We start from the raw sequence: 19,565 nt of genomic DNA on the forward strand, positions 1-19,565 counted from the left end.
ATGCTCGAATTCGTCGACGTGCATGTCGCATACGGACGCACAGAGATCATCCACGGACTGTCCCTCGAAGTCCCCTCCGACGGAGTGGTCGCGGTGATGGGCCACAACGGCGCAGGCAAGACGACGCTGCTGCGTGCCGCGGTCGGGTTGTTGCCCGTCACGCGAGGAAAGATCCTCTTCGACGGCGAGGACATCACAGGACTGCGCCCCGCCGCCCGTGTCGCGCGCGGACTCGCGTACGTGCCGCAGGGCCAGCAGTCGTTCGGTCAGCTCACCTGTTCCGAGAACCTGCAGGTCGTCGCCGACGGACGCAGGAACGGCAGGAACCTGATCGCGAATATGCTCGATCTCTTCCCTGCTCTCGTCCCGCTTCTCGACCAGCGCGCAGGTCTTCTATCCGGCGGCCAGCGACAACAACTCGCCATCGCCCGAGCGCTCATCACCGAGCCGCGCATGCTCATTCTCGATGAACCCACCGAGGGCATCCAGCCGTCGGTCGTCGCGGAGATCGAGAACACCATCGTCGAGCTGAGCCGCTCGGGCGACCTCGGCGTGCTGCTCGTCGAACAGCACATCGGATTCGCGCTCGACAACGCCCTGCGCTACTACGTCGTCGAGTCCGGCCGCGTCACTTCCACCGGCGCCGGTGGCACCGAGGCCGCACGCACCGTGCGTGAAGCGATGGCGATCTGATGACAACCGCAACTCACCGCGATCGGGTATATCGATCGTTGCGCGACGACCTGATGTCCGGCGCCTTGGCAGCGGACGAGCGACTCGGCGAGGAGAAGCTCGCGGATCGCTACGAGGTATCGCGGACACCGGTACGGGAGGCGTTGGCCAGGTTGGTCTCCGACGGGCTCGTCGAACGGCGCGCCGGTGGACTGTTCCCGTACCGTCCGCGCTTCGACGACCTTGCCGACCTGTACGAACTGCGCATCACCCTCGAACTTCACGGAATCCGCCGGGCACTCGACAATCCGGCGATCCGTCACGATCCGGCCGTCCTCGGCAAGGAACTGGACTTCTGGCACACGCTGCGTGCCGACCCGCCCGCGCCCGATGCCGGTTTCGTGGCCCTCGACGAGCGGTATCACCTGGCAGTGCTCGCAGCATCCGGAAACCGCGCGTTGTGTGACGCCCTCGCTACGGTGAACGGCAAGGTCCGGCCGGTGCGAATGTTCGATTACCTTACTCCGGACCGCATGACTGCGACCATCGACGAACACATCGAGGTGGCCGAACTACTTCTCGACGGGAAACTGGACGAAGCTCACCGGGTCCTGCTCGGCCACATCGATACCTCCAGGGCCGTCGTGATCCGACGGGCCGAGGAAGCACGCGCGATGGCCCGCTTCGCGCAAGCACTGCGGGACTGACGAGCACGTGTCGCACGTGACTGATGCGCGACGTTCGTGCACACTACGACCGTGACGCCACGAATCCAGCCCGGACGGTTGAAGGAACTCGGCCCGATCAACTGGGTTGCGTGGAAGGCACTGTCCCGCGTCGCGGGCACGGACGACGCGCATCTGTTCAGCACTCTGGGCCGATCGGGCCGGCTGTTCCGGGGCTGGCTGCACTATTCGGGCATGCTGATGCCGTTCGGCAAGCTGAGCCGCTTCGAAGCGGAGATGGTCATCTTGCGTGTGGCTCACTTGCGGGCCTGCGACTACGAATTCGACCATCACACGCGCCTCGGCGCGCGAGCCGGAATCACCGACGAGATGCGCGAACGGATCGTCACCGGGCCGTCCGCAGAGAGCCTGAGCCGACGGCAGCGCGCAGTCCTGACGGCCGTGGACGAATTGGTCGGCACTCGGAACCTCACCGATGAGACGTGGTCGGCGCTCGCGCAGTTCTTCGACGACCGGCGCATGATCGAATTCTGCCTCCTTGTCACCCAGTACGACGGCCTCGCCACCACCATCGGTGTGCTTCGACTCGATCGCGATTTCGGCGGCGAGTAACGCTTCCCTCTCCTGACGTGCGGGCTATTCCTGCATCGTGCGCTCCACCCGGTATCAACGGTGACAGCTCTTCCTAACCGACGCTTTACCGCAGGAAACCGGGACGAAACACCGGGCTCATAGCGTATACAACAGTGTCCACAACGGCGGATACAGGGGTGGCACAACCACTTCTGCATTTCTCGATGTGAATCCTGTTCGCCCGCCAATTTCGAAGGAGCACGCCGTGGCATTCGGATTCGATACCCTTCTGGTCGCGAATCGCGGTGAGATCGCCTGCCGCATCATGCGCACCGCGCACCTGCTCGGGCTGAAGACGGTGGCGGTCTATTCGGATGCCGACGCATCCGCCGCACACGTCGAATCTGCCGATATGGCAGTACGTCTCGGCCCTGCGCCTGCCTCGGAATCTTATCTCCGGGCCGACCGCGTGATCGAGGCGGCACTCACTTCCGGTGCCGGCGCGATCCATCCTGGCTACGGCTTCCTCTCCGAGAATGCCGAGTTCGCCGCCGCATGCGAAGCCGCAGGCATCGTGTTCGTCGGCCCGACTGCCCACCAGCTGAGCGTGTTCGGCGACAAACACACAGCGCGCGAAGCCGCACGCGCGGTGGGAGTTCCCCTGGTCGCCGGAAGCGGGCTCCTCGCCTCCCTCGAGGACGCGCTCGCCGCGGCCGACGAAATCGGGTATCCGGTGATGCTCAAGGCCGTCGGTGGCGGCGGCGGTATCGGAATGCAGGCCTGTCACCACCCCGACGACCTCCGCGAAGCATACGACCGCGTGCTGCGACTGGCGTCGGCGAACTTCTCGTCCTCGGGAGTCTTCCTCGAACGGTTCATCGTGCACGCCCGCCACGTCGAAGTGCAGGTCTTCGGCGACGGCCTGGGCCGCACGGTCAGCCTCGGCACGCGCGACTGCTCACTGCAGCGACGCAACCAGAAGGTGGTCGAGGAAGCACCCGCACCGAATCTGCCCGACGAACTCGTCGAGCAGATGCTCTCGTCGTCGCGGGCGCTTGCGTCATCGGTGCAGTATCGTTCCGCAGGCACGGTCGAGTTCGTATACGACACCTCGCGCGACGAAGTGTCGTTCCTCGAGATGAACACCCGCCTGCAGGTGGAACATCCGGTCACCGAAGAAGTGACCGGAGTGGATCTCGTCGAGTGGATGCTCCGGCTCGCCGGTGGCGAGGCGACGTTGCTCGACGCAATTCCGGATTCGGGGCCCGAGATCACGGGACACGCCGTGGAGGCCCGCGTGTATGCGGAAGACCCAGGACGGGAGCACCGGCCCAGTTCCGGCTTGCTCACGCACGTCGAGTTCCCCGCGCACACCCGCGTCGAGACCTGGGTCGATACCGGTACCGAGGTCAGCTCTTTCTACGATCCGATGATCGCGAAGGTGATCGTACGCGGCGAATCACGCCGCACCGCGTTCGCCGGACTGGCAGAAGCCCTCGACGACACCAGCGTGTACGGCGTGCAGACGAATCTTTCTCTGCTGCAGCAGGTCTGTTCCGATGAATCGGTCCTGCGCGCCGAGCACAGCACGGCAACACTCGCGGGTGTCTCCGGCATCGGACGTCGGATCGACGTGCTGCGCGCAGGCACCATGACCACCGTTCAGGACTTTCCGGGGCGAACGGGATTGTGGGAGGTCGGGATTCCCCCGTCCGGGCCGATGGACGACCTGTCGTTTCGCGCTGCGAACATCGCGGTCGGCAATGTCGAAGGTGCTCCGGGATTCGAATGCACGCTCCAGGGACCGCGACTGAGCTTCTCGGACGAGACCATCGTGTGCGTAACCGGAGCGCCGGCCGACGTCACGCTCGACGGTGAGCCCGTGCCCATGTGGGAACCGATCGCGGTCTCCGCTGGTGCGGTGCTCGACGTCGGAACCCCGGCCGACGCTGGCCTGCGCACCTATGTGGCGGTGCGCGGCGGCCTCGATGTGCCACTCTTCCACGGCAGCGCCGCCACCTTCACGCTCGGCGGTTTCGGTGGACCGACCGGCGCGGCGGTCGCTACCGGTGACGTGCTGGGCCTTGCGGACCCCACCGCAGCCGCCGCTCCGGCACCCGTACCCGCAGACCGCCGACCCGAGTTCGCTCACACCTGGCATCTTGCTGTCACCGAAGGCCCCCAGCCCGCGCCCGACTACTTCACCCGCGAGGACATGGCGCAGTTCTACGACACGACATGGACGGTGCAGGCGCACGCGAACAGGACAGGACTCCGGCTGGATGGTCCCAAGCCCGCCTGGTCGCGCAGCGATGGCGGCGATGCCGGACTGCATCCGTCGAATCTGCACGACAATCCGTACAGTATCGGGGCACTCAACGTCTCCGGCGATACACCGATCCTGTTGGGACCCGATGGGCCGAGCCTCGGCGGTTTCGCGTGTCCCCTCACCGTGGTGTCGGGACATCGCTGGAAGCTCGGCCAGATCCGTCCGGGCGATTCGGTGCGGTTCGTGCCGGTCTCCGATGAGGACGCCATCGCTCTCCGGCACGGCGCGAACTGCACCGTCGATGTGCCACCGTTCGCACCGCGCACGACTCTCGACGGCGGACGCCTCGGCCACTTCGACTCGATGTTCGACAGGCCCGAGGTGGTGTACCTGCGCGGCGGCGACGACAACATCCTTGTCGAGTACGGCGAGAGGACTCTCGATCTCGGCCTGCGTATGCGGGTCCACGCATTGTCCGAAGCGCTCACCGCAACGCAAGCGTCCGGCATCATCGACGTCACCCCGGGTGTGCGGTCGTTGCACATCCATTTCGACCCGGACGTCCTCCCCCAGTACCGGTTGCTCGGCGTACTCCAGGATCTCGAAGCCGAACTGCCGCCGACCCATGATCTCGTGGTGCCCAGCCGCACCGTCCGGCTGCCGCTGTCGTTCGACGATCCGTCCATCTCCGAGGCGCTGTCCCGCTATCGCAGCGGCGTGCGCGACAGCGCGCCGTGGCTCCCCTCCAACATCGAGTTCATCCGCCGCATCAACGGTCTCGGGTCGGTGGACGAGGTTCGCGACACCGTGTTCGATGCCGAGTATCTCGTTCTCGGTCTCGGTGACGTGTATCTCGGTGCGCCTCTGGCAGTTCCGCTCGATCCTCGGCATCGGCTCGTGACCACCAAGTACAACCCGGCCCGGACGTGGACACCGTCGGATGCCGTGGGCATCGGTGGCAAGTACCTGTGCGTCTACGGAATGGAGTCGCCGGGCGGCTATCAGCTCGTCGGCCGTACGGTGCCGATCTGGTCCGGCTACCGGCAGTCGGGGCCGTTCGAGGACGGCAAACCCTGGCTGTTCCGGTTCTTCGACCGCATCGTCTGGGAGCCCGTCTCCCCGGAGCAATTGCTCGAGTACCGGGCTGCCTCGGCGGCCGGACGCTTCGACGCCGACATCTCGGAGGGAACGTTCGCATTGGCCGACCATCTCCGATTCCTGGAGAACAACGCCGAGTCCATCGCGGAGTTCGACGCGAAGCAGTCCGCCGCATTCGAGATCGAGAAGAAAGCGTGGCACGACTCCGGCGAGTTCGACCGCATCGAAACCGTGCCGATCGAAGTCTCCACCACGGTCGACCCGCTTACCGGAATGCCCGACGGGTCCACCGTCGTCGCGGCGTCGCTCGTCGGCAACGTATGGCGCGTCGAGGTCGCCGAAGGTGAGATCGTCGGCCTCGACACCACCGTCGTGATCCTCGAGGCCATGAAGCTCGAGATGCCCATCCGCAGTGAGCGGGCAGGAACAGTCCTGAAGGTACTCGTCACACCGGGCGCGAGGGTCGCGCCGGGCACCCCCCTTCTCGTGATCGGATAGAGCCCATGACCACCGATTTCGTCACTTCCACCGCGACCGACCGCGTGCGACGCGCGCTGGCCAGGATCGAGGAGGTCGACCGCCCGGAGGTGTGGATCACCCTGCGCGATGCAGCCGACCTCCTCGCCGACGCCGCCGCTGTGGACGCACGTGTCGCGGCCGACGAGTCGCTTCCACTCGCGGGCCTCGTGGTCGCGGTGAAGGACAACGTGGATGTCGCCGGCCTGCCGACCACCGCGGGATGCCCCGAGTTCGCGTACACACCGCAGACGACTGCATCGGGCGTCACCCGGCTCGTCGACGCGGGTGCGGTGGTGCTCGGGAAGACCAATCTCGACCAGTTCGCAACGGGTCTCGTGGGAACCCGCAGCCCGTACGGTGCGGTGCGGTGTGCATGGGATACCGAGCGCATTTCCGGCGGGTCCAGTTCGGGTTCTGCGGCTGCTGTGGCCCTGGGCATCGCCGACATCGGGATCGGCACCGACACCGCCGGTTCGGGGCGCGTGCCTGCGGCCCTGCACGGCATCGTCGGCATCAAGGCCACGCTGGGAGTGATTCCGACCCACGGTGTGGTGCCCGCGTGCGTCGACTACGACTGCCTCACCGTCTTCGCCGACTCGCTCGACCTCGCGACACGCGCAGCTGCCGCGATGGCAGCACCGGACGAACGCGACCCGCGTAGCCGCACGTGGCCCGCTGACGTACCGCTTGCAGCTCCCGCACAGATCCGGCTCGCGGTGCCCCGGCCGGAAGACCTCGTCGCCCTGTGCGCCGAGTACCGCGACGCGTTCGACGCGACCGTGCGCGAGGCCTGCCGCTCGGGCATCGAGGTCACCGAGGTCGACATCTCACCGCTCCTCGAGGCCGCAACCCTGCTGTATGACGGAGCCCTGGTTGCCGAACGGTATGCGGCAGTAGGCAGGTTTCTCGAAACCGAGCGGGCAGGTGCCGATCCCACGGTGGCCGCAATCGTCTCGTCTGCAGCGCGCCCCTCCGCACACGAACTGGTCTCCGATCTCGACTCCCTGGTCTATACGCGGACATATGCGCGCGTGCTGCTGGACGGCTTCGACGGCCTGTTGCTTCCGACCACTACCGAGCATCCGACGATCGCTGCGGTTCAGAGTGAACCGGTGGCCATCAATCGCCGGATGGGTACGTACACCAACTTCTGCAACCTGCTCGACATGGCTGCGGTTGCGGTGCCCGGCGCCGTCACATCCGAAGGCCATCCGTTCGGGGTGATGGTGGTGGTGCCCGGGTTCGACGATCAAGTGGCGATCGACATCGCGGCGCGCCTCACCGGTGTGGAAGCACCGCAGTTCGTCGACGCAGGCGTCGAAATTGTGGTATTCGGAGCCCACCTGCGGGGTCAGCCATTGTACTTCCAGCTGGAGGCCATCGGCGCCCGCTTCTCCGAGCAGGTGCACACCTCGGACGCGTACCGGCTGATGGCGCTGAACACCACCCCGCCGAAGCCCGGCCTGGTGCGACACGGCGGCGGTGAGGGCGCCGCGATCGCCGGTGAGCTGTTCCGCGTGTCCGAGGCCGGGCTCGGCAGGTTCCTCTCGACTCTGCCCGCACCGATGACTCTCACGAGCGTCGAACTCTCGGACGGCCGCTGGGTCGTCGGATTCGGTTGCACCCACGACGCATCCGCCGATGCACTCGACATCACCGGATTCGGCGGTTGGTTGGCCTATACGACGAGCTGACGGCCACGCCGTGTCGGTCTCATGTGCCGGTCGTACGGTCCGAGGCAGGCCGCTCGCCGTTGTTCGAGCCAGATGACGACCGCGGTGGAGCGAGCGGACTATCGTCGACCAGGTACGCGAAGAAGGGTGATGGGCGATGTCGGATCAGGACGAACGATTGAGCGGGATCATGGCTGAGCTTGCTCGGTCGATGACAGACGCTACCGATCTCGAGTCGTCGCTCGAACGCCTCACCACGGCCGCGATCGCACTGATTCCGGGTGCGGATTCTGCCGGGGTTCTCATGGTCACCGGACCGTCCGAGTTCGAGACCCACGCCGCCACCTCCGAACTGACGAGGCGGGTGGACAAGATTCAGGCAGAACTCCGGGAGGGCCCGTGCGTCGATGCTGCGCTGGAAGCGGAGATGACACACACCGCCGACCTGCGATCGGAACCCCGATGGCCGCAGTTCTCCGCAGCCGCGGTCGAGGCGGGCGTATTCAGTATGTTGTCGTTTCGCCTGTTCACCCACGGCAACGAGTCCGGTGCCCTCAACCTGTTCGCGTCCGAAGCCGGGGCATTCGATGCCGAGTCGATGCACGTCGGCGGGGTCCTCGCTGCGCATGCGGCCATCGCGGTCCTCTCCTCCCGCAAGGAACTGCAGTTCAAGTCCGCGCTCGCCAGCCGCGACCTGATCGGCCAGGCGAAGGGCATGCTCATGGAGCGGTTCGCTGTGGGAGCCGAACAGGCGTTCCAGATGATGGTTCAACTGTCGCAGGAGACCAACACGCCTGTTTCAGTGATCGCGGCCCGGATTGTCGAATCCGGTCCGGGCCACCGCTGAGCCCCACTTGCGATGCGCCGAATCAGCGCAGGATCGTCAGCATCACGACGGAGTCGGTGTTTGCAACGAGTTTGTGCATGATGCCCTCGTCGACATGCACCGCGGTACCCGGGACGAGCGAGACCGTCTCGTCGGCGGTACTGAACGACACGTCGCCACTGGTTGCCTGCACGAGAATCGGTGCAGGCGCGCGGTGGTCCTTCAGGATCTGCCCCGCAGCGAAACCCATTCGGATCACCGTGGCACCCGGCCGCGACACAAGCTTCTCGAGGCGCGGGGCGTCGCCGTCCTTGACGTCGAGATGCGTGAGTCCTTCGATCACGGTCATCGTGCCGTCGGAGTCGGTTGCGTCGGTCATCATGCCGCCTTCTTCTTCGCGATGATCTCGATCGCGACGAGGTGCTTCTTGTATTTCGTGAAGGTGGACCGCATCTGCAGCACACGCGCTCGCGCGTCGGAGTCCCGTAGTACGTTGCCCACGAATTTCACTGTACCGACGAGCCCTTCGTCGGCGAGGATGCGCTGGGGTTCGAGCAGTGCCATAGGTGCGAAGCCCACGGTCTCGACCTCGAATCCAGCGTCGGTGAGAAGCTTCGTCCATTCGGCCGCGGTGAGCGGACGCGCGTTGACCTTGATGGACCGCGCAAGAGACTTGCGGATCTCGGTCTTGACCTCGTCGTCGACCTCGTCTGGCTCGATCGCCAATTCGTGGATCGCGTAGCGCCCACCCGGTCGCAGCACGCGTAGTGCTTCCTCGATGATCTCGCTCTTGTGCTTGTCGGTCTGCATGGTGAGCATCGCCTCACCGACCACGACATCCGCGGACGCATCGTCGAGCCCTGTCTTCGACGCCTCACCGCCGACGACCGTCCCGGAGAAATTGATGGCCTTGCGGGTCAATTCGGCTGCACTCTCGTCGGATTCGACACCCACATAACTTTTGGGAGCGAACTCCAGGATGTTCTGCGCCGTGCGGCCGAGGCCAGGCGCGAACTCGACGACGTCGACGCCGCGCAATTTCGCGTCGGACAGCATCCGTTCCGTGAGTTCTTTCCCTCCGGGACGCAGAACGCGCTTTCCGAGGCGCGCGAGCAGCCAATGGCCGGGTAGATGGGCGGCATCCCGATCGGCCAACGGCAGTGCGTCGTCGGCTCCGTGCTTGTCGTTCATGGTCGACCCTTCTCGGTGCACATCCTATTTACAGGAATAATGTACGGTAAATCCCCATGGTGGTGAATATGTCGGTGATCTCGTGGGCGGTCATCAGCACGCCTGCCCCCTCGGCCGCGGCCCGCCCCAGCGCGACGCCCACCGTCTTCGCCGATGCAGAGTCCAGGTGCGCGAACGGTTCGTCGGCGAACACCACCGAGGGGCACGCGAACAGTGCCCGGGCGAGAGCCGCGCGGCGCTGCATCCCGCCGGACAATCGGAAGGGCGGCAGATGCGCAACATCCCTGAGCCCCACCTCGTCGAGCGCGCGTTCGACGTCCGGGCGGGGCCCGGACCTCCACACATCACGTCCGGGCGCACCGAGCAGAACATTTCTCCCCACGGACATCCACGGCAACAACCGTGCCTCCTGGAAGAGGATGCTCTGCCGTTCGATCCGACGGGTGACGGTGCCCGTCGAGGGCTCGAGCAGTCCGGCAGCGGCGTGCAGGACCGTGGTCTTGCCCAGACCGGATTCACCCAGTATCACCAGGATTTCGCCTGCGTCGAGCCGCAGAGACACATCGTCCACGATGACCTTGTCACCGCGGGACAGACCTACCCTGTCGAATTCGATCAAAGGATCTCCGTGAACCGTCATCATCTCCCCCCTGAAATTCGTGCACTGAAGGTTCGCGCATCGAGGATTCGCGCACCGAAGGTCGGCTCCCTGCTGCTGGCATTCGCTGTGGCCACCGCTGTGCTCACGGCGTGCAGCAGTGACGACGACACCTCGGCATGTGGCACCACGGACTCCGGGACCGATGCCGCCTCGGGCCTGCCCGACTCGCTGAACGTCGGAGTCGCGAACAACGTGGCGATGGCGGCGCCCCTGACCGGACTCGGCGACCTCGGCGTCGACGACACCTCGACGAACACCGCGAGTACCCCGGAAGAGTTGCGTACCAACTTCATCGCCGGCAACTACGACCTCGCGGCGATGCCGATCAACATCGCAGCGAACCTGTGCGCGCAAGGCATCGACCTCGTCCTCGTGGGTACGGTCAGCGGCAACATCGTGTACCTGATGGGTCCGGACGGCACTACTCTCGACGATCTGCGCGGGCAGACCGTCCACATCCCCTTCGAGAACGACATCATCGATCTGGTGACGCGGCAGATCCTCGACAGCGCCGGAATGACCTACGACGGTGAGAATCCCGATGTCACGCTGCAGTACCACCCCACACCGCTCGATATCGCGACCGGCCTGACGTCGGGGACGATGCAGTACGCGATCCTGCCGGAGCACCTCTCGACGGTGGTGGCGGGAGCCACCGAGAACATCGTCGAAGCACAGAGCATGCAGGACCTGTGGATCGAGCAGACCGACGCCTCGTCCCTGCCGTTCGCGGGATTCGTGCTGCGCGGCGAGGTCGCGCGCGAGTACCCGGATCTTCTCGGTGCCCTGCAGACGAACCTGCTGGGTTCGGTCGTCGACGTCGTCTCCGACCCGCAGGCCGGGGCGTCGGCGATCGCCGACGTGGTGCCGATTCCCGCCGAGGTGGTCGCCGAGGTTCTGCCCGAACTGCGCCCCACCTACCTTCCGGCCGCGGACGGTCGCGCCGACACCGAACTGCTCTACGAGTCGCTGATGCGGACGGTCCCGGAGTCCATCGGCGGAGAGTTGCCCGCCGACGGCTTCTACGGAGTGGGCTGACGAACGCGATGGGAACGCCTGTGAAGCAGGGCCGCTCGCCGCAGTACGCTCTCGGCGCCGCTCTGTGCGTCGTCGCGCTGCTGGCCACCTGGCACTGGTTGTCACTGGGTCAGTCCCCCGCCGTGATGCCGAGTCCGGCACAGACGCTCGAGGCGCTGTGGGAGATCACCGCGGACGGCTCCCTCGCCACCGAGCTGGCGATCACGCTGCTGCGCGCGGCCACCGCGACGATGCTCGCGCTCTGCGTCGGCCTGCTGTTCGGCTGGGCCGCGACCGTGTCGCGGTTCGCCGACGGCGTCCTCGCGCCGGTGCGCGCGATTCTGCAGGGGCTTCCCCCGATCGTGCTGATCGTGTGTCTCGTGCTGTGGATGGGCAGCGACCCCTCGATCACGATCATCGTGTGCGCGACCGTGATGGTGCCGCTCATCGCTGCGGCCACCGCGTCGGCGCTGCAGTCGATCGACCCGCATCTGCTCGAACTCGGCGCCGGGCTGCAGTTGAGCCGCACACGTCGGCTGGTATTCATCGTCGCGCCGTCGATCCTGCCCCCGATCGTGGCGGCGACGGGCGCAGTCGCGTCCGGGTCGGTGCGTGTCGCGGTGATGGCCGAACTGCTGTCGGCCCCGGACGGGGTGGGCGCGGCGATCGCGCAGACCCGGACCCTGTTGCAGACACCGAAGTTGTTCGCATGGACACTCGCGATCATCGTCTGCGCGCTGCTGGTGGATCTGGCCATCCGAGTCGTCGTCAAGAGATGGACCGCCCTGTTCTCACCGAGTGACCGTGCCGCTACCGCACGTACCCGGAAGGGCACGCGAATCCGTTGAACGACGCCACATCGCACACACTGCGCGCCGACAACTTCCACGTCCCGTCGAGGTACACGAAGGTCAGGCGCAGCGGGGTCTCGGGACCGGGGGCGCCCGCGAAGGTCACCTGGAGACGACCCGAGGCCTGCGTGCCGTCGAAGTCGATCGGGTCGATGACGCGTGGCCGGACGACCTGCAGCATCGTCCCGGCGCGTGCCCCAATCTGTTCGAGCACCGCTCCGGCCTCGGTACCGCGTTCGACGTGGGACTGGCGGTACGAGAGCGAATTGGACGGGGCGACGGCCGAGTGCAGCGTGGCCGTGAGTTGTTCGGCGCTGGGCGCGGGCACCTGCGGTGTCGCGGCGACAGGGTCGGACGGCGGGGCAGCCGAGACCTGGGGTGCAGGAGCAGGGCCAGGTGCCGGAGCCGTAACGGCGGGGGAAGCTGCCGCGGGAACAGGCCCTTCTGGAGCACCCACGTCCGGGGCAGGTTCGGCCTGGCCGGTGGGCGCTGCTTCACCGGCCGGGACCTCTGCAGCGCCGGCGCCCCGATCGGCGGCGAGTGACTGGAGCGCGGCGAGGATCGCGGCGTTCGACGTCGACTCAGCGACCGGCTGCCGGCCCTGCTCACGCACCTCCACGGCAACGAACACCGACGCCACCGCAACCACGACCGACGCCACGGCGATAAGTGCGAGAGCAAGGGTAGCCGCAGTTCCGAGTCGGTTTCGACCTGGTCGTACCGTGGACGGTGAATCGGTCGTAGCCTTCATGGGGACGACTATAGAGGAATTTCATCATTTTAATAAGGTGAGCCTCACCTGAGGTCACCCGGGATCGTGACAGGAGTGCGAGTTGGCAAAGCGGGTGAAGCAGCGCGAGCGCGTACTCGACATGCTTCGGGATTCGACGGGCCCCCTCGACGCACACCACCTCGCGGCCGCGCTCGACCTGCACGTCACGACGATCCGGTTCCACCTCTCCGGGCTCGTCGAGGAAGGACTCGTCCGCACCCAGGCGCTGCCCGCCGAGAAGGTCGGCCGGCCCCGCATGGGCTACATCGCGGTGAAAGAGCCGTCCTACACCGATCTCGTCGCCCTGCTCGCGGCGCGCATCGGCGGTAGCGCAGCCGAGCGCGAGCTCAAGGCCTTCGAGGTCGGCGACGACTGGGCCGGGATGCTCGGGCTCGTTCCCGCCCCCACGACCGACGCCGGCGCACTCGTCATCGAGTCCCTCGAACAGCTGGGCTTCGAAACACAATCGGCCACCAACGCATTCGGCACGCACAGCATCACCCTCTGCACGTGCCCGCTCGCCGAGATCGCCCGCAGCAATCCCGAAGTCGTGCGCGGAATCCAGCGCGGCCTGATCCAGCGGGTCCTCGACGACCACGCCGCCGCGCTCGGAGCTTCCTACACCGTCGACGTCTTCCCCGATCCTCAGGACGGGAACTGCCTGGTCGAACTGGTGTTGCGCCCGGCACGACACGGGCCCGGAACGACAGCAGCTCGCGGCGACGGTCGAGTCGACACGAGCTGAGTCGGTACATCCGAGCGGGGATCCACCCGCGCGGAAGATCAGAAGTTGATCATGTGTCCTGCGAGGCCGTGAATGGCTTCCTGAAGCGCTTCCGACAGGGTCGGGTGCGTGTGGACGTTACGCGCCAGTTCGTTGACGGTCAGGTCCCACTTCTGTGCGAGGGTGAGCTCGGGCAGCAGCTCGGAAACGTCAGGGCCGATGAGATGTCCACCGATGAGTTCACCGTGCGTCTTGTCGGCGATCAGCTTCACGAAGCCGTTCGGATCGCCGAGACCGTGCGCCTTGCCGTTGGCGGTGAACGGGAAGGTCGCGACCTTGATGTCGTAACCTTCGGCCTTCGCCTGCTCCTCGGTCAGACCGAACGACGCGACCTGCGGCTGGCAGAAAGTCGCGCGCGGCATCATGCGGTAGTCGCCCAGCTCGAGGGTCTCGGCGTTGCCGATGGTCTCGGCGGCGACGACGGCCTGGGCCTCGGCGACGTGCGCGAGCTGCAGCTTGGCGGTGACGTCACCGATGGCGTAGACGCCGGGGACGTTGGTACGCATGCGCTCGTCGATCGCGATCGCACCGCGATCGGTCAGCTCGACGCCGGTCTTCTCGAGGCCGAAGCCCTCGACGCGCGGGGCGAAACCGACGGACTGCAGCACCTTGCCGACGGTCATCGTCTCGACGTTGCCGGTCTTGTTGTCCTTGATTTCGACGGTGACGTCCGAGCCGTTGTCGGTGATCTTCTGGACCGCAGCACCCGTCTTGATGGTGATGCCGAGCTTCTTGTACGCCTTGGTGATCTCCTTGGAGATGTCGGCGTCCTCGTTGGGCAGGGCCCGGTCGAGGAACTCGACGATCGTGACGTCGACCCCGTAGTTCTTCAGGACGTAGCCGAACTCCATGCCGATGGCACCGGCGCCGACGATGACGATCGAGTCGGGGAGGTCGCGGGTGAGGATCTGCTCCTCGTAGGTCACGACGTTGTCGCTGAGTTCGGTGCCGGGCAGCAGCTTGGTCACCGAGCCGGTGGCGATGATGACGTTGTCGAAGGTCACCCGGTCGGTGCCGCCCTTGGTGAGCGCCACCTCGATGGTCTTGGCGTCGACGAACGACCCCTTACCGTCGTACTCGGTGATCTTGTTCTTCTTCATGAGGAAGTGCACGCCCTTGGTGCGACCGTCTGCCACCTTGCGGCTGCGGTCGAAGGCTGCACCGAAGTCGAACGACACGTCCCCCGAGATGCCGAACGTCTTGGCCTCTTTCGTGAAGAGATGTGCCAGTTCGGCATTGCGGAGAAGCGCCTTCGAGGGGATGCAGCCCACGTTGAGACAGACACCACCCCAATACTTCTGCTCGATGATGGCGGTGCTCAATCCCAGCTGTGCCGCGCGGATAGCAGCGACGTACCCACCGGGGCCGGCTCCGAGGACAACGACGTCATAGTGTGAGGTCACAGCCATAGAGGGTAGTCCTGCCCGATCCGGCTGTCTGCCGATGGTCCGGTTACCCGCCGGTAGGGAGAGTTTTCGCACTCAACGCTGCGCGCCGTACCGCCTCACAGCGAGGGGCACCGTCACCGCGAGGATCACCGCGATCCATCCGAACGCAGCAGCGGCAGGATGGTGCATCGGCCACGCCGAGTCGGCTGCCACCACGGTTCCCGAACCGAACAACTCCCGCAGTGCAGCCACCACCGAGCTGATCGGATTCCACTCCGCGATGATGCGGACGACGGACGGCATTGCCTCCGTGGGTGTGAACACGTTCGAGAACATGATGAGCCCGAAGATCATCGGCGCCGCCTGCTGGAGCAGCTGCTCGTCACGGATCGCCATACCGAGGAGGAGGCCGAGCCAACTGAGCGCCGCCCGGAACGCGAACAGCAGCACGATCGCCAGGGCGACGTCACCTGCGGGTGCGTCGATACGCCACCCGGCGAGGTACCCGATCCCCATCATTGCGGCGAGGGCAACCGCACCGATCACCGTCTCCGCGAGCGCGAGCCCCGTCGGCACCCCGGACCGTGCGATGGGCAGCGCGCGGAACCGGTCGGTGAGCCCGCTGTTCATGTCTGCATTGGCAGTGCTCGCGGTGCCCATCAGGCCCAATGCGGCGACGAGGACGAACACACCCGGCATCAGGTACGACCGATACACCGAGGGGTCGGAGTCACCGGCGAGCGCGCCGCCGAAGACGTAGCCGAACAACACGACCATGCCCAGCGGCGCGGCGAGCGAGACTGCGAGCAGCGCCGGCGAGTGCCGGTATGTGGCGACGGTGCGACCGAACACCACGCGTGCTGCCGCGACCGTACCTACTGAGGACTGCACCGGGTGATCGATGGTCACGATGCCGGGGTCCTTTCGGTGAGCGCGAGAAATGCCTCGTCGAGGCTCGCGCGGCGTCTGCCTATGTCGTAGACGTCGATTCCGTCGGCGTCGAGGACCCGCAGGATCGGGAGCAATTCCGGTTCACCATCCATACCGAAGGCCAGTCGGATCGAGTGTTCCTGCACCACAGCCGATCCCACTTCTCGTGCACCGAATTCGTTCAGAATCTTCACAGCCCGGCCACAGTCGGCAGATGCGACGACCAGGTCGACCCCCGCGCCGACCGCGGCGGTGATCTCGGCAGGCGTACCGGTGGCGACGGTGCGGCCGCCGTCGAGGATCGTGATTGCGTCCGCGAGCCGTTCGGCCTCGTCCAGATACTGGGTGGTGAGCACCACCGTGGTGCCTTCTGCGACGAAATCCAGGATGTATCCGAATATGTCGTTGCGACTGTGCGGGTCGAGGCCGGTGGTGGGTTCGTCGAGGAACAGTACTGCGGGGCGTACGACGGTTCCCGCGAGGATGTCGAGACGGCGCCGCATGCCACCGGAATAGCTCTGGACCTGCTGATCGGCCGCGTCGGCAAGACCGAAGCGCTCGAGCAGGTCGCGGGCGTGACGCCGGGAGTCGCGCGCCCGCATCCCGGAGAGCCGCGCGAACATCGTGAGGTTCTCAGAGCCGGTAAGCCGTGGATCCACGGAGTGGAACTGGCCGACCAGTCCGATGCGTCGTCGCACCTGCACGGCGTCGACGACGGTATCGAAACCGAGAACCCGCGCCGACCCGGACGACGGGCGCAGGAGCGTCGACAGCATCCGCACAGTGGTGGTCTTGCCAGACCCGTTCGGCCCGAGCAATGCGTGCACCGTCCCTTCCCGCACGCGAAGATCCACCCCGTCGACGACCGCGCGTTCACCGTAGCGGCGGGTCAGGCTTTCCGTTTCGATGACGTTCACGCGCATCTCCTCATCTGTAAACAGCGTTCGCAGATTTAGTGTAAGCATCTGCGAACACTGTTCGCAACTGGCTTCTCGAGGCATGCTGAGGTCATGCCGACCTCACTGTGGCTGAGATCCGACGAACCGAAGCGCGGACCACGCCCCACTCACACGCTCAGCGATATCGCCGAGACCTGCGTCGACCTCGTCGATCGAGAAGGTATACGCGCACTGTCCATGCGCCGCGTCGCCGACACCCTCGGCACCTCCGCCGCATCGCTGTACCGGTACGTGTCCGGAAAGGATGATCTGCTCGCTCTGATGGCCGACCGCGTCGCAGGTGAATACGAGTTCGCACCGCTCACCGGCGACGTGCGCGCCGATGTCCTGGCCATAGCGGAACAATCTCGAGCGCTACATCGGAAACATTCGTGGCTACGTGAGATCCCCACCACCGACATGGGACCGAACACCATCGCCTATCTCGATCACCTCATCGGTGCACTCGCCCCGGCGAAACTCGCCCCGACGGCCACCATGATGGGTGTCGCGCTGCTCAATGGGTGGGTGGCGAACTTCGCCCAACAAGAATCCGCAGGGATGGTCGCTTCCCGGTCGGGCGGCGGCGCCGGACATCTGGCGGCCATGCTCGCGCGCGGTGACTATCCGCACTTGGCAGCGCTGTTCACCGGCACCGGCGAAGACTCTCCCGCCGCTCCACTCGACAACGACGCGGCGTTCGTCGCGGGCATCGACGCGATGCTCTTCGGCATCGCACCACCGCACGCCACCGACACGACTCCCCATGGCCGAAGGTGACATTCATGCAGTCCAACGGCATCGAGGTGACGTTCGGCCATGCGGAGTTCAGCCGAGGATTCCGCGCTCGTAGGCGGCAGCCACCGCCGCGGCACGGTCCGACACGTCGAGCTTCCCGAAGATGTGGATGAGGTGTGTCTTCACAGTCGCCTCACTGACAAACAACACCCGCGCGATCTCCCGGTTGGATGTCCCCTTCGCCACCAGCACCAGAACCTCACGCTCGCGGGCACTGAGTGACCGTGGAGCGCCCGCACCGCGCACCCGCGACATCAGACGCGACGCGACCACCGGCGACAGGACCGTACGTCCTTCTGCAGCTGCCCGCACCGCGGCGAACAGTTCGTCGCGCGGTGCATCCTTGAGCAGGTACCCGGTGGCGCCTGCCTCGATCGCGGGAATGGTGTCGGAGTCCGAGTCGTAGGTCGTCAAGACCAGAACGCGACTGCGGGCACCGCTCGAGGTCAGCTCGGCGATCGCCTCGACACCCCCGCCTCCCGGCATCCGCAGATCCATGAGTACCACGTCGGGATCCAATCGGGCGACCAGCGCCACCGCTTCCTTCCCGTCCCCGGCTTCACCCAGGATCGTGAATTCATCCGAGGCAGAGAACATTCCGCGCAGTCCATCACGGACGACGGGATGATCGTCGACGATCAGTACGGTGATGCCCTGTTCGTCGCTGCTCACGTCACCGACCCCGCCTTCACCAGCGGCACTCGCACCGATACTGCTGTTCCGGCGCCGATTTCGGACTCGACGTCCAGAACCCCGGCAATGCGGGCTATGCGGGAACGCATGCCCCTCAAACCGAATCCATCCACCGTCTCCGCCGACAGGTCGAATCCGCGCCCGTCATCACGGATATCGATGCTGACCTCGTCGTCCATGTACGACACGGTGACACCCACGCGGTGCGCCGACGCGTGTTTGGCGACGTTCGCGAGCGCCTCCTGCGTGATCCGAAACAGCGTGGCGGCGATGTCGTCGTGCAGGTGTTCCACAGTTCCCGTCACCGTGAAGTCGACCCGGATCCCGTGCTCGGCGGACCAACGGTCCACGCATTCGGCCAGGACTGTTTCGAGTGTGTCGTGCTCGAGCACTTCCGGCGCGAGATTGTGCACAGAGCGTCGCGCCTCACCGAGGCTGCGTCGGGCAAGGTCCGCGGCCTCGGCCACGTGACGTCTCGCCGCGTCTGGATCAGGAGTGGCGCCAGCGGCCTGCAGCTGGGTGACGATTCCGGCGAGGCTCTGCGCCAGGGTGTCGTGGATCTCCGCTGCAAGACGACGCCGCTCGTCGTCGATTCCGGCTTCTCGTGCATGCCTCAACAATTGCGCATGCAATGCCTGGTTCTCCGACAGCGCCTGTTCGAGACGGGCATTCGCACGTTCGAGCTCGGCGATCGCGTCGATCCGTTCTTCGGTCCTACGCAGGTCGCGCTCCCCGATCCGGTACGCCACCATCGCTATCGCAGCGTTGAGGAAGAACAGCAGGACGAAGACGATCCAGATCTCCGGATCTCGTGGAGGCAATCCCCCCGCTTGCGAGCCGGCCAACGTCACCGCCGTCGCGACCAACCCGGCACGGGCCCACCGTTCCCCGACCAACCAGGGCGCATCGAAGTAGCCCATCACGGCGTAGATCGCGAAGAACGGGTTGAACAGGCTCAGGACGAACGCCAGGACCGTGCGGGCGATGTAGTAGATCGTGCCGGACCCCTGATGACCACGCAGCCGCCGGATCTCCCAGCCCGTCAGCACCACTACCAGCAGCGACGCCGGGATCCGTTGATCGGGGGCCATCAGCAACGATGCGGTGCCTGCGGACAGTAGTGTTCCGGTCGCGAGCAGCGCGATCGGACCCCACCGGTGGAAGCGGCTCCACGGGTCGTCATCCAGCTCGTGCGTCGTTGTTCGCTCTGTCGCCACGGTGTCCAG

19 protein-coding genes are annotated in these 19,565 nt (G+C 66.0%); 10 read left to right on the forward strand and 9 right to left on the reverse strand.

All coding sequences use genetic code 11. The annotated features are described in order from the left end of the window. The 6 genes from urtE to ACTDXD_RS03375 all read left to right on the forward strand — a co-directional run bounded on the left by urtE (position 1) and on the right by ACTDXD_RS03375 (position 8,337). Positions 1 to 693 (forward strand): urea ABC transporter ATP-binding subunit UrtE, encoded by a 693-nt coding sequence (urtE, locus tag ACTDXD_RS03350; protein ID WP_440125781.1) that lies wholly within the window; start codon positions 1 to 3, stop codon positions 691 to 693. Continuing rightward, positions 693 to 1,379 (forward strand): GntR family transcriptional regulator, encoded by a 687-nt coding sequence (locus ACTDXD_RS03355; protein WP_440125782.1) that lies wholly within the window; start codon positions 693 to 695, stop codon positions 1,377 to 1,379. The genes urtE and ACTDXD_RS03355 overlap by 1 nt, the downstream gene beginning before the upstream one ends. A gap of 51 nt (positions 1,380 to 1,430) precedes the next feature. After that, positions 1,431 to 1,970 carry a carboxymuconolactone decarboxylase family protein gene (locus tag ACTDXD_RS03360; RefSeq protein WP_440125783.1) on the forward strand — a complete coding sequence of 180 codons (540 nt, stop codon included), beginning with the start codon at positions 1,431 to 1,433 and terminating at the stop codon, positions 1,968 to 1,970. A 286-nt stretch (positions 1,971 to 2,256) separates the two neighbouring features. Next, a complete protein-coding gene (gene uca / locus ACTDXD_RS03365) occupies positions 2,257 to 5,796 on the forward strand; it encodes an urea carboxylase (protein ID WP_440127516.1) in 3,540 nt (1,179 codons plus the stop codon). A 5-nt stretch (positions 5,797 to 5,801) separates the two neighbouring features. After that, positions 5,802 to 7,511, forward strand: a complete 1,710-nt coding sequence (gene atzF / locus ACTDXD_RS03370; protein ID WP_440125784.1) for an allophanate hydrolase — start codon at positions 5,802 to 5,804, stop codon at positions 7,509 to 7,511. 169 nt (positions 7,512 to 7,680) lie between these two features. Next, a complete protein-coding gene (locus ACTDXD_RS03375) occupies positions 7,681 to 8,337 on the forward strand; it encodes an ANTAR domain-containing protein (RefSeq protein WP_440125785.1) in 657 nt (218 codons plus the stop codon). Positions 8,338 to 8,359: 22 nt separating this feature from the next. On the opposite strand, the gene ACTDXD_RS03380 is transcribed toward ACTDXD_RS03375, so the two are convergent. From ACTDXD_RS03380 to ACTDXD_RS03390, 3 genes are read right to left on the reverse strand one after another with little or no spacing between them, the layout of a single operon-like run. After that, complete coding sequence (locus ACTDXD_RS03380; RefSeq protein ID WP_440125786.1) at positions 8,360 to 8,698, reverse strand: cupin domain-containing protein; 339 nt, start codon at positions 8,696 to 8,698, stop codon at positions 8,360 to 8,362. Continuing rightward, a complete protein-coding gene (locus ACTDXD_RS03385) occupies positions 8,695 to 9,507 on the reverse strand; it encodes a methyltransferase domain-containing protein (protein WP_440125787.1) in 813 nt (270 codons plus the stop codon). Before ACTDXD_RS03385 ends, ACTDXD_RS03380 begins: the two co-directional genes overlap by 4 nt. Positions 9,508 to 9,535: 28 nt before the next feature. After that, on the reverse strand, positions 9,536 to 10,126 hold the full coding sequence (locus ACTDXD_RS03390) for an ATP-binding cassette domain-containing protein (RefSeq protein ID WP_440125788.1): 591 nt from the start codon (positions 10,124 to 10,126) through the stop codon (positions 9,536 to 9,538). A 9-nt stretch (positions 10,127 to 10,135) separates the two neighbouring features. On the opposite strand from ACTDXD_RS03390, the gene ACTDXD_RS03395 reads away from it, so the two are divergent. Both ACTDXD_RS03395 and ACTDXD_RS03400 read left to right on the forward strand, forming a co-directional pair. Then, positions 10,136 to 11,206 carry an ABC transporter substrate-binding protein gene (locus ACTDXD_RS03395; protein ID WP_440125789.1) on the forward strand — a complete coding sequence of 357 codons (1,071 nt, stop codon included), beginning with the start codon at positions 10,136 to 10,138 and terminating at the stop codon, positions 11,204 to 11,206. An 8-nt stretch (positions 11,207 to 11,214) separates the two neighbouring features. Next, the gene (locus tag ACTDXD_RS03400) at positions 11,215 to 12,033 is read left to right on the forward strand and encodes an ABC transporter permease (protein ID WP_440125790.1); all 819 of its coding nucleotides are present in this window, start codon (positions 11,215 to 11,217) and stop codon (positions 12,031 to 12,033) included. Here ACTDXD_RS03400 and ACTDXD_RS03405 read toward each other — a convergent pair. After that, complete coding sequence (locus tag ACTDXD_RS03405; protein WP_440125791.1) at positions 11,996 to 12,787, reverse strand: hypothetical protein; 792 nt, start codon at positions 12,785 to 12,787, stop codon at positions 11,996 to 11,998. The two genes, ACTDXD_RS03400 and ACTDXD_RS03405, sit on opposite strands and share 38 nt — an antisense overlap. 82 nt (positions 12,788 to 12,869) lie before the next feature. Between ACTDXD_RS03405 and ACTDXD_RS03410 the strand changes: the two genes are divergently transcribed. Next, a complete protein-coding gene (locus ACTDXD_RS03410) occupies positions 12,870 to 13,553 on the forward strand; it encodes a helix-turn-helix transcriptional regulator (RefSeq protein ID WP_440125792.1) in 684 nt (227 codons plus the stop codon). A 38-nt stretch (positions 13,554 to 13,591) separates the two neighbouring features. On the opposite strand, the gene lpdA is transcribed toward ACTDXD_RS03410, so the two are convergent. From lpdA to ACTDXD_RS03425, 3 genes are all read right to left on the reverse strand, one after another. Beyond that, entirely contained in the window at positions 13,592 to 14,995 is a 1,404-nt protein-coding gene (gene lpdA, locus ACTDXD_RS03415; protein ID WP_440125793.1) for a dihydrolipoyl dehydrogenase, read from the reverse strand. A gap of 78 nt (positions 14,996 to 15,073) precedes the next feature. Further along, complete coding sequence (locus tag ACTDXD_RS03420) at positions 15,074 to 15,889, reverse strand: ABC transporter permease (RefSeq protein ID WP_440125794.1); 816 nt, start codon at positions 15,887 to 15,889, stop codon at positions 15,074 to 15,076. After that, positions 15,886 to 16,833 (reverse strand): ABC transporter ATP-binding protein, encoded by a 948-nt coding sequence (locus ACTDXD_RS03425; protein WP_440125795.1) that lies wholly within the window; start codon positions 16,831 to 16,833, stop codon positions 15,886 to 15,888. Before ACTDXD_RS03425 ends, ACTDXD_RS03420 begins: the two co-directional genes overlap by 4 nt. 87 nt (positions 16,834 to 16,920) lie before the next feature. On the opposite strand from ACTDXD_RS03425, the gene ACTDXD_RS03430 reads away from it, so the two are divergent. Next, a complete protein-coding gene (locus ACTDXD_RS03430; protein ID WP_440125796.1) occupies positions 16,921 to 17,628 on the forward strand; it encodes a TetR/AcrR family transcriptional regulator in 708 nt (235 codons plus the stop codon). Positions 17,629 to 17,676: 48 nt separating this feature from the next. Here ACTDXD_RS03430 and ACTDXD_RS03435 read toward each other — a convergent pair whose 3' ends face one another. After that, on the reverse strand, positions 17,677 to 18,318 hold the full coding sequence (locus tag ACTDXD_RS03435) for a response regulator (RefSeq protein WP_440125797.1): 642 nt from the start codon (positions 18,316 to 18,318) through the stop codon (positions 17,677 to 17,679). Beyond that, a complete protein-coding gene (locus ACTDXD_RS03440; RefSeq protein WP_440125798.1) occupies positions 18,315 to 19,556 on the reverse strand; it encodes a sensor histidine kinase in 1,242 nt (413 codons plus the stop codon). The genes ACTDXD_RS03435 and ACTDXD_RS03440 overlap by 4 nt, the downstream gene beginning before the upstream one ends. Between the last annotated feature and the right edge of the window lie 9 nt (positions 19,557 to 19,565).

This window comes from Rhodococcus sp. SJ-3, assembly GCF_051918125.1.
Lineage (GTDB): Bacteria > Actinomycetota > Actinomycetes > Mycobacteriales > Mycobacteriaceae > Rhodococcus.

Bases quoted from the DNA above. Each gene is read 5' to 3' on its own strand.
- ACTDXD_RS03430 (WP_440125796.1), top strand. From the start codon at position 16,921: ATGCCGACCTCACTGTGGCTGAGATCCGACGAACCGAAGCGCGGACCA.
- uca (WP_440127516.1), top strand. From the start codon at position 2,257: ATGCGCACCGCGCACCTGCTCGGGCTGAAGACGGTGGCGGTCTATTCG.
- ACTDXD_RS03355 (WP_440125782.1), top strand. From the start codon at position 693: ATGACAACCGCAACTCACCGCGATCGGGTATATCGATCGTTGCGCGAC.
- urtE (WP_440125781.1), top strand. From the start codon at position 1: ATGCTCGAATTCGTCGACGTGCATGTCGCATACGGACGCACAGAGATC.
- ACTDXD_RS03405 (WP_440125791.1), bottom strand. From the start codon at position 12,787: ATGAAGGCTACGACCGATTCACCGTCCACGGTACGACCAGGTCGAAAC.
- ACTDXD_RS03380 (WP_440125786.1), bottom strand. From the start codon at position 8,698: ATGATGACCGACGCAACCGACTCCGACGGCACGATGACCGTGATCGAA.
- ACTDXD_RS03425 (WP_440125795.1), bottom strand. From the start codon at position 16,833: ATGCGCGTGAACGTCATCGAAACGGAAAGCCTGACCCGCCGCTACGGT.
- atzF (WP_440125784.1), top strand. From the start codon at position 5,802: ATGACCACCGATTTCGTCACTTCCACCGCGACCGACCGCGTGCGACGC.
- ACTDXD_RS03375 (WP_440125785.1), top strand. From the start codon at position 7,681: ATGGCTGAGCTTGCTCGGTCGATGACAGACGCTACCGATCTCGAGTCG.
- ACTDXD_RS03400 (WP_440125790.1), top strand. From the start codon at position 11,215: ATGGGAACGCCTGTGAAGCAGGGCCGCTCGCCGCAGTACGCTCTCGGC.
- ACTDXD_RS03385 (WP_440125787.1), bottom strand. From the start codon at position 9,507: ATGAACGACAAGCACGGAGCCGACGACGCACTGCCGTTGGCCGATCGG.